This is a genomic window from Bradyrhizobium dasycarpum (assembly GCF_042019905.1).
Lineage (GTDB): Bacteria > Pseudomonadota > Alphaproteobacteria > Rhizobiales > Xanthobacteraceae > Bradyrhizobium > Bradyrhizobium japonicum_B.
On record NZ_CP169574.1, the window covers coordinates 2,706,424 to 2,718,804 of the forward strand.

Annotated in this window: 9 protein-coding genes and 3 pseudogenes; 8 read left to right on the forward strand and 4 right to left on the reverse strand. The window is 65.9% G+C overall.

Annotated features, from left to right (window positions below; genetic code table 11):
- Positions 1–34: 34 nt before the first annotated feature.
- Positions 35–1,108, forward strand: coding sequence for a malate/lactate/ureidoglycolate dehydrogenase (locus tag ACETMP_RS13200; protein ID WP_375161268.1), 1,074 nt, complete (start codon positions 35–37; stop codon positions 1,106–1,108).
- 123 nt (positions 1,109–1,231) lie between these two features.
- On the opposite strand, the gene ACETMP_RS13205 is transcribed toward ACETMP_RS13200, so the two are convergent.
- On the reverse strand, positions 1,232–2,305 hold the full coding sequence (locus tag ACETMP_RS13205; RefSeq protein ID WP_028135244.1) for a tartrate dehydrogenase: 1,074 nt from the start codon (positions 2,303–2,305) through the stop codon (positions 1,232–1,234).
- Positions 2,306–2,461: 156 nt separating this feature from the next.
- Between ACETMP_RS13205 and ACETMP_RS13210 the strand changes: the two genes are divergently transcribed.
- Together ACETMP_RS13210 and ACETMP_RS13215 are read left to right on the forward strand one after the other, a co-directional pair.
- On the forward strand, positions 2,462–3,238 hold the full coding sequence (locus tag ACETMP_RS13210) for an SDR family oxidoreductase (RefSeq protein ID WP_375161269.1): 777 nt from the start codon (positions 2,462–2,464) through the stop codon (positions 3,236–3,238).
- A gap of 125 nt (positions 3,239–3,363) precedes the next feature.
- Positions 3,364–4,783: pseudogene (locus ACETMP_RS13215) on the forward strand (amidase).
- Positions 4,784–4,869: 86 nt separating this feature from the next.
- Here ACETMP_RS13215 and ACETMP_RS13220 read toward each other — a convergent pair.
- Positions 4,870–5,976 (reverse strand): annotated as a pseudogene (locus ACETMP_RS13220) (amino acid ABC transporter permease).
- 2 nt (positions 5,977–5,978) lie between these two features.
- Positions 5,979–7,163, reverse strand: coding sequence for an amino acid ABC transporter permease (locus ACETMP_RS13225; RefSeq protein ID WP_375161270.1), 1,185 nt, complete (start codon positions 7,161–7,163; stop codon positions 5,979–5,981).
- 86 nt (positions 7,164–7,249) lie between these two features.
- On the opposite strand from ACETMP_RS13225, the pseudogene ACETMP_RS13230 reads away from it, so the two are divergent.
- The 4 genes and pseudogenes from ACETMP_RS13230 to ACETMP_RS13245 all read left to right on the forward strand — a co-directional run bounded on the left by ACETMP_RS13230 (position 7,250) and on the right by ACETMP_RS13245 (position 11,324).
- Positions 7,250–8,123: pseudogene (locus ACETMP_RS13230) on the forward strand (MurR/RpiR family transcriptional regulator).
- A gap of 3 nt (positions 8,124–8,126) precedes the next feature.
- Positions 8,127–9,476: an aspartate aminotransferase family protein gene (locus ACETMP_RS13235; RefSeq protein WP_375161271.1), complete on the forward strand. Its 1,350-nt coding sequence runs from the start codon at positions 8,127–8,129 to the stop codon at positions 9,474–9,476.
- Between the two features lie 12 nt (positions 9,477–9,488).
- Positions 9,489–10,502, forward strand: a complete 1,014-nt coding sequence (locus ACETMP_RS13240; protein WP_375161272.1) for an amino acid ABC transporter substrate-binding protein — start codon at positions 9,489–9,491, stop codon at positions 10,500–10,502.
- 171 nt (positions 10,503–10,673) lie between these two features.
- Entirely contained in the window at positions 10,674–11,324 is a 651-nt protein-coding gene (locus ACETMP_RS13245; RefSeq protein WP_375161273.1) for an aspartate/glutamate racemase family protein, read from the forward strand.
- Here the strand turns inward: ACETMP_RS13245 and ACETMP_RS13250 are convergent.
- Positions 11,321–11,968 (reverse strand): TetR/AcrR family transcriptional regulator, encoded by a 648-nt coding sequence (locus ACETMP_RS13250; protein WP_375161274.1) that lies wholly within the window; start codon positions 11,966–11,968, stop codon positions 11,321–11,323. The genes ACETMP_RS13245 and ACETMP_RS13250 overlap by 4 nt on opposite strands.
- A 156-nt stretch (positions 11,969–12,124) precedes the next feature.
- Between ACETMP_RS13250 and ACETMP_RS13255 the strand changes: the two genes are divergently transcribed.
- Positions 12,125–12,334: a ferredoxin gene (locus tag ACETMP_RS13255; RefSeq protein ID WP_028135239.1), complete on the forward strand. Its 210-nt coding sequence runs from the start codon at positions 12,125–12,127 to the stop codon at positions 12,332–12,334.
- The last annotated feature ends 47 nt before the right edge of the window (positions 12,335–12,381 follow it).

Genomic DNA, 12,381 nt, shown 5'->3' on the forward strand with positions numbered 1-12,381 from the left:
CCCGCCACATCGTGAAAGGACAAGAGCAACAACAATGGCCGACTACCGCACCATCAAGGCTGAGCCGCTCACCAGTGCCATTCACGCCATCGTCAAGGCCGGCGGCTCATCCGACCGCGAGGCCGAGCTGGTCGCCACCAATCTCGTCGAAGCCAATCTCAAGGGCCACGACTCGCACGGCGTCGGCATGATTCCGCGCTATGTCCAGAGCGTCACCAATGGCGGCCTCGCCGTGAACCAGCACGTCAAGATCGTGCTCGATACCGGTCCGCTGCTCACGCTCGACGGCCTCACCGGCTACGGCCAGGTGATCGGCCATGAAGCGATGGAGCTGGCGGCCGAGCGCGCCAAGCGCAACGGCGTGTGCCTGGTCGGCCTTTCCAACGCGCATCACATCGGCCGCATCGGCCATTGGGCCGAGCAGTGCATCGACCACGGCCTGGTCTCGATCCATTTCGTCAACGTGATCTCGCGGCCGATCGTGGCGCCCTGGGGCGGCAGCGATGCGCGCCACGGCACCAACCCGTTCTGCGTCGGCATTCCGCGCGCCGGCAAGGATCCCATCGTGCTCGACTTCGCCACCAGCAGGATCGCGCAGGGAAAGACCCGCGTCGCCCACAACAAGGGCGTCGAGCTGGAGCCCGGCACCATCATCGATCATGATGGCAAGCCCACCGTCAACCCGCGCTACACCGTGATCCCGCCGTACGGCGCCATCCTCCCCTTCGGCGAGCACAAGGGCTCGGGCCTCGCGCTTGTGTGCGAGATCCTCGGCGGCGCGCTCTCCGGTGGTCAGGTGGTGAAGGGTTCGTCGGACGGCAAGCACAACGTCCTCAACGGCATGCTCTCGATCGTCATCGATCCCGGCAAGCTTGGCACCGGCGAGAACCTCGCGCGCGAAGTCGAGAGTTTCGTCGCCTGGCATACCGGCTCGCCGCCCGCCCCCGGCGTCGACAAGGTCAGAATCGCGGGCGAGCCCGAGCGCGAAACCAAGAGAAAGCGTCTCGCTGAAGGCATTCCGGTCGACCCAACGACCTGGCAGGAGATTCTGGAGGCCGGGAAGAAGTTCGGCCTGGATCAGGCCGCGATCGAGAAGATCGCGGGCTAAGTAGAAGCCGGTATCTATCCGCTGTCGTCCCGGACAAGCGCGCCTCAAGCGCGCCGATCCGGGACTATGATCACAGGACGTGGTTCGGCGAGAACTCGCGGCTACCTGCCTCGCTCCGCGGCCTTAATCCACCATGTCCGCAACGGCCTTGCCGCACGCCGTGGTGTCGGCGTTGCCGCCGAGATCCTTCGTGCGCAGCGTGCGTTCGGCCAGCGTGCGCTCGATCGCCTCGACGATCGACTTGCCGGCTTCCTTCTCGCCGAGATGCTCGAGCATCATTGCGCCGGACCAGATCGCCCCGATCGGGTTCGCAATCCCCTGCCCCGCAATATCGGGCGCCGAGCCGTGCACCGGCTCGAACACCGAGGGAAAGTCCCCCTCGGGATTGATGTTGCCTGACGGTGCGATGCCGATCGTGCCGGTGCAGGCCGGGCCGAGATCGGACAGGATATCGCCGAACAGGTTGGAGCCGACCACGACGTCGAACCAGTCCGGGTGCAGCACGAAGTTCGCGGTCAGGATGTCGATGTGGTACTTGTCCCACTTCACGCCCGGATACTTCTTGGCCATCGCCTCCACGCGCTCGTCCCAATAGGGCATGGTGATCGAGATGCCGTTGGACTTGGTCGCCGAGGTCAGGTGCTTCTTCGGCCGCGACTGCGCGAGCTCGAAGGCAAATTTCAGGATGCGGTCGACGCCGGTGCGGGTCATCACCGTCTGCTGGGTCACGAACTCGCGGTCGGTATCCGGGAACATGCGGCCGCCGACCGAGGAATATTCGCCTTCGGTGTTCTCGCGCACCACCCAGAAATCGATATCGCCGGGCTTACGGCCCGCGAGCGGCGACGGCACGCCGGGCATCAGCCGCACCGGACGCAGGTTCACATATTGGTCGAACTCCCTGCGGAACTTGATCAGCGAGCCCCACAGCGAGACGTGGTCCGGAATCTTGGCCGGCCAGCCGACCGCACCGAAATAGATCGCATCGTGCTTGCCGATCTTCTCCTTCCAGTCATCGGGCATCATCTGGCCGTGCTTCTCGTAATAGTCCCAGGACGAGAAGTCGAAATGGTCGAAATGCAGGGCGACGCCGTGCTTCTTCGCCGCCGCCTCCAGGACGCGCAGGCCCTCGGGCATCACTTCCTTGCCGATGCCGTCGCCGGGAATGACCGCGATCCGGTATTGTTTCTTGCTCATCGAGAACGTCCTTGGTTGGTCCGGCAGCCGCCGCGCTTTTTGACCGCACTGCAATGGACCAAACGCGTCGGCAGTGCAACGCTGCACTGCAATGTTGACCGTGGCGCGGCCAAGCGCCTACTGATTTGATCCTGTTCCTATCCTGCGAGTCCCCTCATGGATCTGCATCTGCGTGGCAAGCGCGTCCTGATCACGGGCGCGTCCAAGGGCATTGGCGCTGCCGCGGCCGAGACGTTTGCCGAAGAAGGCGCACATCTCCTGCTCGCCGCCCGCAGCGGCGAGGCGCTGAAGGCGCTGGCCGACCGCCTGCGCGCCGCCCACCAGATCGATGCCGCAACGAGCATCGTGGATCTGCGCAAGGAAGAGGATGTGGCGCGGCTGGCGAAAGAGGCCGCCGACATCGACGTGCTCGTCAACAATGCCGGCGACATCCCCGGCGGCTCGATCGACAAGATCGACGAGGCGGCCTGGCGTCACGCCTGGGAATTGAAGGTGTTCGGCTATATCAACCTCACGCGGCATATCTACGCGCAGATGAAGGCCAAGGGCGGCGGCGTCATCGTCAATGACATCGGCGCGGCCGGCGAGAGGTTCGACGCCAATTACATCTGCGGCAGCGCCGGCAATGCCGCGCTGATGGCCTTCACCCGCGCGCTCGGCGGAAGAAGTCTCGCCGACAACATCCGCGTGGTCGGCATCAATCCGGGCCCTGTCGACACCGATCGCCACGTCACGCCGCTGAAGACGCGGGCGAAGCAGCAGTTCGGCGACGAAAGCCGCTACAAGGAATTCCAGAAGGGCCTGCCGCTCGGCCGCCCCGCGCATGCGCGCGAGATCGGCGACCTCATGGCGTTCCTGGCCTCGGACCGCGCCGGCTATACGTCGGGCGTGATCTACACGGTGGACGGCGGCATCAGCGCGGGTTGGGGTTAGCTGCCCGAAAATTTTCTAACACCGTCGTTCCGGGGCGATGCAAAGCATCGACCCCGGAACCTCGAGATTCGGGTTCGCCCTCCGGGGCGCCCCGGAATGACAAGCTAGAGGTAGGAGTAAATCAATTGTCCCAAGACCTGATCCGTCAAACCGCATGCGCCGTCGTCGACAAGCTGCGCTCCGGCGACGTCTCGCCGCTCGAACTGCTGGACGTGCTGGAAAAGCGCATCAATGAAGTCGATGGCAGGGTCAATGCACTGCCGACCCTGTGTTTCGATCGCGCGCGGGACAGCGCCAAGGCCTTGATGCACAAGCCCGCGGGCGCGCGGGGATTGCTCGCGGGCCTGCCCGTGCCGATCAAGGATCTGACCGACGTTGCAGGCGTGTTGAACACGCAGGGCTCGCCGATCTTCAGGGATAACGTCCCCGCCAAGTCCGACCTCATGGTCGAGAACCTCGAGGCCAACGGCGCGGTCGTCTACGCCAAGTCCAACACGCCGGAATTCGGTGCCGGTGCCAACACCTTCAACGAGGTGTTCGGCGCGACACTCAATCCCTGGGATACGACGAAGTCCGCGGCAGGCTCCTCGGGCGGCGCAGCGGTGGCCCTGGCCACCGGCATGGCCTGGCTCGCCCAAGGCTCGGACATGGGCGGAAGCTTGCGCAGCCCCGCCGCCTTTTGCGGCGTCGTCGGCATGCGGCCGAGCATCGGCCGGGTCGCGCATACGCCGAAGGCGGGAATCGATCGCAATCTCGGCGTGCAGGGCCCGATGGCGCGCAACGTCGAGGATCTCGCGCTGCTGCTGGATGCCATGAGCGGCGACTATGCGGACGACCCGCTGTCGCTGCCGGCGCCCGCGATCTCGTTCCTGTCGGCGGCACAGTCAGGCAAGCGACCCAAGCGCATCGCCTACTCGCCGGATCTCGGCATCACGCCTGTTGACCCCGAGGTGAAAGCGATCACGCGGAAAGCAGCGGAACGCTTCGCCGAGGCCGGCGCCATCGTCGAGGAAGCGCATCCGGACTGGCGCGAGGCGCATGAGTGCTTCCACGTGCTGCGCGCGTTCGATTTCGCGATCAGCAAGGCGCAATTGCTGAGGACCAAGCGCGACCTGCTCAAGCCCGAGGTGATCTGGAACATCGAGGAAGGCCTCAAGCTCACGGTGGAGCAGCTCGAGGCGCGCCGAGGCCCAGCGCGTCGGCATGACCGCGCGGGCGGTCGAATTCTTCAAGACCTACGATCTGCTGCTGACACCCACCACGATCGTGCCGCCCTTCCCGATCGAGCACCGCTACGTCGCCGAATGTGCCGGCAAGAGGTTCGACAATTACGTCGAATGGCTCGGCATCGTCTACGCGATCACGCTCGCCTGCTGTCCCTCGCTGTCGCTGCCGTGCGGTTTCACGGCGTCCGGCCTGCCGGTCGGCGTGCAGGTGGTCGGCGCACCGCGCGCGGATGCGCAAGTGATCGCCGGCGCAAAGGTGCTGGAGGATGTTCTGGGCCTGCGCGGGACGACGCCGATCGATCCGAAGGTGAAGAAGTAGCCGGACGTGCCCCGGACGCAGCGCAGCGCCGCTTCGGCGGTGCGCTGCAGCGCCGGCGCGCTGCGCCTGGTCCGGAACACGGGACGTCACCGCCCGCTTGTCGCTTCCAGGCTCCGGCTGTACCGCGACATCCCGAAACAGAACACGAAGTAGATCGCGGCGACGAAGATATACACCTCGACCGAGAACTGTTGCCACGCCGGATCGATGATCGCGGTCTTGGCCGTCGTCAGCAGGTCGAAGATGCCGATGATGAGGACAAGGCTGGTGTCCTTGAAGAAGGCGATGAAGGTGTTGACCAGCGGCGGGATGACGTGACGGATCGCCTGCGGCAGGATGATCAGCCGGTTCTTGCGCCAATAGGACAGCCCGAGCGCCTCGGCGGCCTCGTATTGCCCGCGAGGCACGGCCTGCAGGCCGCCGCGGATGACCTCGGCTAGATAGGCCCCTGCGAACAGGATGATCGCGATCTGCGCGCGCAAGAGCTTGTCGATGTTGAAGCCGCTGGGCATGAACAGCGGGAACATCACGCTCGCCATGAACAGCAAGCTCACCAGCGGCACGCCGCGGATCAGCTCGACATAGAGCACGCTGAGCGAGCGGATCGCAGGCAGCTTGAGCGCCGGCCGAGCGCGACGAGGATGCCGAGCGGAAAGCCGAATGCAAGGCCGAAGGTCGCGAGAATCAGCGTCACCGGCAGGCCGCCCCAGCGATCCTGCGAGACGAAGGAAAGCCCGAGCACCCCGCCCCACATCAACACGCTGATCAGCGCGAGCGCTCCGATCCAGACCAGGACGAGCTCGCGCCGCCACAGAGCGCGGCGGCTCGAGGAGATAGAACAGCGCGATGAACAGCAGCACGGACAGTGCCGGCCGCCACTGCTCGTCGAACGGATAGGTCCCGAACAGGATGAAACGGTACTTTTCCGGAATGATCGCCCAACAGGCGCCGACGCCGCGCACCGCGCGGCAGGCGCCGGAATCGTTCGCAGGCGTCAGCCACACTGCATTCGCGATACCCCACTGCACGAAGCTGAAGATGCCCTTGGCGAGAATCGCCAGCAGCACGACCGATAAAACGCCGTTCGGGATCGACGAAAACAGATTGGCGCGCAGCCAGCGCAGCACGGGGTTTCCGATCTGCGGACGGCGGGCGGCGCGCGGTGCCGCCGGAGTATCGACGATAACAGTCATGATCAGCGCTCCACCAACGCGATGCGCGCATTGTACCAGTTCATGAAGAAGCTGATGGAAAGGCTGATCGTCAGGAACACCGCCATGATCAGCGCGATGGCTTCGATCGCCTGTCCGGTCTGGTTCAGCGTGGTGTTGGCGATCGAGACCACGTCCTGATAGCCGATCGCCACGGCAAGCGAGGAATTCTTGGTCAGGTTGAGATATTGGCTCGTCATCGGCGGCACGATGACACGCAGCGCCTGCGGCAGGATGATCTGCCGCAGCATGAAGCTGCGGCGCAGGCCAAGTGCATTGGCGGCGTCCCATTGCCCGCGGGGCACGGACTGGATTCCGCTGCGCACGATCTCGGCGATGAAGGCCGAAGTGTAAGTCACGAGCGCGATCAACAGCGCGAAATATTCCGGAGCGAGCGTCAGCCCGCCGACGAAATTGAAGCCGCGCAGCTGCGGCCATTCGATTGACCAGGAGACCCCGAGCAGCATCGACACCAGCGCCGGCAGCGCGACGATCAGGGCAAGCGCAAACGGCCAGGCCGGCCGCGGCCTGCCGTCGCGCAATTGCTGTGCGATAAGCCACCTTCTGACGAGATAGAACGCGGCACATCCGATCGCAGCGGCGCCGAGCACCCACAGCTGCAGCGGACCAAACGGAATTGCGGGCAGGATCAGGCCGCGATTGGACAGGAACACGCCTTCGATCGGCCGCCATGCCGCACGCGCGGCCGGCAGCGCCTGCATCAGCACGTACCAGAACAGGAGCTGCAGCAGCAGCGGGATGTCGCGGAGCGTTTCGACATAGACGGCGGCAAGTCGCGACAGCAGCCAGTTGGCCGACAAGCGCGAGATGCCGATCAGCGTGCCCAGGACCGTCGCGAGCACGATCCCAATCACGGCAATGCGCAAGGTATTGCCGACGCCGACGACGAAGGCCCAGAGATACGTGTCCCTCGGATTGTAGGCGAACAGGCTGTCGGCGATCGGCATGCCCGCCTCGCGGCCGAGGAAGGCAAAGCCGGTCGTGATGCGGCGAGCCGAGAGGTTGGTGACGGTGTTCGACCAGAGGAAGCCGATGACCGCGAGCGCGATCCCGACCACCAGCACCTGCCAGAACAGGCCTTGCAGGTTGCGGCGTCCCCATGCGCCGAACAGGCGGCGCGGCGGCGGTCTCCGGGCGTCCGTGGTCACAGCGCAAAATTCCTTCTGAGGAGCGACAATTCCGGCAACGCACGTCAAGTGTTGCACCGATAGAAAATTCATGCAACAAATGTTGCATGGCCGAGCCCGCGAAATCCTCGCCGTTGAGCGAACTGCGTATTGCATTGCCATCGCCTCCCGATGCGGCTGCAGGAGGTCGGACGCTTCGTCGCCGCCAACGATTACGACGCGACCACCCGTTCGATGCGCGACCTCGCAGCGGAGGCCGGCGCCGACCCCGCCGCGTTCACGCGTCTCGCCAAGGCGATCGGCTATTCCGGCTGGGACGAATTGCGGGCGGCGTTGACCGAGGCTCGGCGACCATCGCCGACTTCGCCCTTCTCGGGCCGTGCCAGAGGCCGCCGGCCCGGCCCGAACGCCGATGTCACGCTCGTCACCGACAAGCTCGAGGCCGAGGCAGCCGGTCTTCCGCGGATTCCCGCCCAGCCGATTGCGGAGGCGGCCCGTGCGTTGCACGAGGCCAAGCGGATCTGGATCGCGGGCTATCGGAGCTGCCGCAGCGTTGCGGAATTGCTGAACTATGAACTGAGGTTGTTCCGGCCCGAGCAGGTGCAACTCATCGGCACATCCGGCCCCGACGATCTCGACCTCGGCGCCTTCCGGCCCGGCGAGGCCGTCATTGTCATCGGCTTTCTGCCCTACACCCATGCGAGCGTCGGTGTCGCACAGGCCGCCTATCGCGGCGGCGCGACACTGATCGCGATCGCGGACAGCCTTTCCGCGCCGATGGCCGAGGGCGCCGACCACGTGCTGCTGTTCGAGGCGGCCTCGTCCCCCGGCTTCTTCCCAAGCCTCACCGGCGCGATCGCGATCGCGCAGTCGCTGGCTGCCGTGACGTTCTCGCTCGGCGGCGCTGCCGCGAAGAAGCGCCTGGAGAATACCGAGGCGCGGCTCGCTGCTGGCTCCATCTACGTTTCAGAGAAGGGTTGACCCATGGCCGTCCGCCCCAGCCGCGTGCTGCACCGCTCGCTGCGCGAGACGCCGCCCAAGGCGATCGGCGGCGAAGGCGTCTATCTTTTCGCCGAGGACGGACGGCGCGTGATCGACGCCTCCGGCGGCGCGGCCGTCTCGTGCCTCGGCCATCAGCATCCGCGCGTGATCGCGGCGATCGCCAAGCAGGCCTCGATCCTGGCTTATGCGCATACCGCCTTCTTTTCGTCCGAGCCCGCCGAAGCCCTCGCCGAGACGCTGGTCGGGCACGAGCCCGGCGGCCTCGCTTATGCCTATTTCGTCAGCGGCGGGTCCGAGGCGATCGAGGCCAGCATCAAGCTCGCGCGGCAATATTTTATCGAGCGCGGCGAGCCGCAGCGGCAGCATTTCATCGCGCGGCGACAGAGCTACCACGGCAACACGCTCGGTGCGCTCGCCGCCGGTGGCAATGCATGGCGGCGCGCGCCTTACGCGCCGCTGCTCTCCGGCGCCTTCAGCCACGTGACACCGGCCTTCGCCTATCACGAGAAGCGCGACCATGAGTCGGACGCGCAGTTCGTGGCACGGCTGGCGGCCGAGCTGGAATCCGAGTTCCAGCGGCTCGGCCCAGATAACGTCGCGGCATTCCTCGCCGAGCCGGTCGTCGGCGCCACGGCCGGCGCGGTGACGGCACCGGACGGCTACTTCAGGGCGGTGCGCGAGATCTGCGATAGGCACGGTGCTCTGCTCATCCTCGACGAGGTCATGTGCGGCATGGGCCGCACCGGCACCACGCACGCCTGGGAGCAGGAAGGTGTCGCGCCCGACATCCAGGCCGTCGCAAAGGGGCTGGGCGGCGGCTACCAGCCGATCGGGGCGATGCTCGCGAGCGGCAAGATCATCGACACCATCCGCTCAGGCTCGGGCGCCTTCCAGCACGGCCATACTTACCTGGCCCATCCCCTCGCCTGCGCGGCGGCGCTCGCGGTGCAGGATGTGATCCGCGAGGATCGCCTGCTCGACCGCGTCAGGGAGCGCGGCCGGCAGCTCGAGCAGCGGCTGATCGAGCGCTTCGGCAATCACCGCCATGTCGGCGATATCAGGGGTCGCGGCCTGTTCTGGGCGATCGAGCTGGTTGCCGATCGCGCCAGCCGCACCTCGTTCGATCCCGCGCTCAAGCTCCATCAGAGGATCAAGGCGGAAGCCTTCGCTGGTGGGCTCGGCTGCTATCCGGGCGGCGGCACCGTGGACGGCGTGCGCGGCGACCACGTGCTGCTGGCGCCGCCCTATATCGCCTCCGCCGACGAGATCGACCTGATCGTCGACAAGCTCGGCACGGCCGTCGACAACGTGTTGCGTAGCGTCAATCAGTGAGGGGAGAGTAGCATGATGAGGAAAGTGGTTATCGCGGCGAGTGTGCTCGCCGCATCGACGGTCGTCGCATCCGCCGCGACGCTCGACACGGTGAAGAGCCGGGGCACGCTGGTGTGCGGCGTCAGCGCCGGCTTTGCCGGCTTCTCCGCGCCGGACTCGCAAGGCAATTACAGGGGTCTCGACGTCGATTATTGCCGCGCGCTCGCGGCCGGCGTGCTCGGCGACGCCAGCAAGGTACGCTACGTGTCGCTGACCGCGCAGAACCGCTTCACCGCGCTGCAATCGGGCGAGATCGACGTGCTCTACCGCAACTCGACGCAAACGTATCTGCGCGGTGTGACGCTGGGCTTGCGGCACGGGCCGATCAACTTCTACGACGGCCAGGGTTTTGTCGTGAAGAAGGATCTGGGCGTCAAGGACGTCAAGGACCTCAAGGGCGCCACGGTTTGCGTTGCTCAGGGCACCACGCACGAGGTCACGCTCGGCGATTACGGCCGCGCCAACGGCATCGATTGGAAGCCGCTGGTGTTCGACCGCGTCGACACCATGTACCAGACCTTCTTCGGCGGCCGCTGCGATGCGATGACCCAGGACGCCTCCGCGCTTGCCGGCGCGGTGACCACCGCGGCGCCGAACCCCGCCGATTACATCGTGCTGCCGCAGACCATCAGCAAGGAGCCGCTCGGCCCCTTCACCCGCAACGGCGACGAGGTCTGGAGCGACATCATCACCTGGCTGCATTACGGACTGATCGAGGCCGAAGAGCTCGGCGTCACCCAAGCCAATGTCGAGGAGATGACGAAATCGCAGACGCCTGCGATCCAGCGCCTGTTAGGTGCCTCCGGCGATCTCGGCTCTCGGCTCGGGCTCGACAACAAATGGCTGGTGACCGCGATCAAGGCCACCGGCAATTACGGCGAGATCTACGAGCGCAATGTCGGTAAGGCCAGCCCGCTCAAGCTCGATCGCGGCCTCAACGGCCTCTGGAGCAAGGGCGGCTTGATGTACGCCATCCCGTTCAAGTAAACGTCTGTGTCCCGGACGCGCAGCAGCGTGCAACGCTGCTGCGCAGAGCCGGGACCCGGGAGGCCACGGCTTCTGATGCAAGAGAGATGCAAGAGAATAGGCCCGGGTCTGCAGCGCAATACTTCGCATTGCGCCGGGTCCGGGGCACGAGAACCCAGATAGTCACGCTCCATGACGACGCCCCCTCGCATCGCCCTGATCCACGCCCTCAAGCACTCCATCGCCCCGATCGAGGCCGCGTTCGCGAAGGCGTGGCCGGCGGCGCGGCTGATGAACCTGCTCGACGACAGCTTGTCGGCGGATCTGGCCCGTGACGGCCAGCTCAACGACGCCATGACCGAGCGCTTCCTGGCACTCGGCGATTATGCCGCGGCGACGGGCGCGGACGGAATCCTGTTCACCTGCTCGGCCTTCGGCCCCTGCATCGAAGCGGTCGCGCGCGCGCAGGCGCCGATACCGGTGCTGAAGCCGAACGAAGCGATGATCGAGCGCGCGGTGACGATGGGCAGGCGCATCGGCTTGCTCTCCACCTTTCCGCCGACGCTGGCCTCGATGCCGCCGGAGTTTCCGGCCTCGGTCCAGGTCGTTCCGAAACTTGCCGACGGCGCGCTGGCGGCGCTCGACCGCGGCGACCGCGCCACGCACGACCGGCTGATCGTCGAAGCGTCACAGGACCTGCGCGATTGCGACGTCATCGCGCTGGCGCAGTTCAGCATCGCGGCGACGGCACCGCTGGTCGCAGACGCCACCGGCCGTCCCGTCGTGACCACGCCTGACAGCGCCGTCGACAAACTGATGACGCTGTTGGGAGCGAAGGCTTAGGCACCCGTCGCTTTTCGACGCCGCGCGGCTCTGATCGCGAGCGCGAGCGCGGCCTTGGTCTCGTTGACGAAATCCTCGACCAGCTCCTCGCGCGTGGCATGGGCCGCCTCGCCGGTGAACAGGCCCTGCTCGGCCAACATCACGACGCCGTGCAGCGCCGCCCAGATCTTGAGCGCTTGCCGCTCGCGCAAATAGCCGACGGCAGGCGCTTCCAGCGCCTCGATCACCAACGCGAACGTCTCGCGCGTGACCTCGTGCAGTTCGCTGCCCTTGGCTGCGCAGGAGACGGTGCGCGAGGCGAACATCAGGCGGTAGATGCCGTTGCGGCGCAGGCCGAAATCCAGGGTCGCCTGTGCCAGCCGTGACAATTTCGATTGCTTCGACGGCCTGGCCATCGCCTCGCGCAGGATCGCACTGAGCTGCCGGAACGCCTCCGCCGTCACCGCCGCAAGCAGCGCCTCGCGATCGGCAAAGTGTCGATACGGCGCCGGCTGAGACACACCGAGCTGCTTAGCCAGTGCCTTGATGCTGATCGCCTCGGCGCCGCCCTGCTCCGCCTCGCGTAGCGCGGCCTTGATCAAAGCATCGCGAAGATCGCCATGATGGTAGGTGTTTTCGGGCTTGCGGGCGAGTTGGGAGCGCATGTTGTGGCCAAGCCTACAAGTTTGCGCTTGACAGGGAAAGCCTGTCGCGAATGTAATAGCATATAACTTAAAGCCCGCGGTAAGTGCCGCGGATAAAATTGACATGAGGACGCGCCGCCCTGCGGGCCACGCGCGGATACGACCAAGGACGCCGCCATGACAGAGCGACTGAGGGTTCACGTCGATCCCGACAAATGCCAGGGCCACGCGCGCTGCAAGGCGCTCGCGCCGGAACTTTTCGAGCTCGACGAATTTGGCAACGCGCACGAAGCCGGCGACGGCACGGTCCCGCCCGGGCTCGAAGACAAGGCCTGGCTTGCCAAAGCCAATTGCCCGGAAATCGCAATCGACGTGATCGAGGAGTAGCACGGGCTCCCTGTGTGCCCGCGCGATTCGACCGCCAGCCCAAGGAT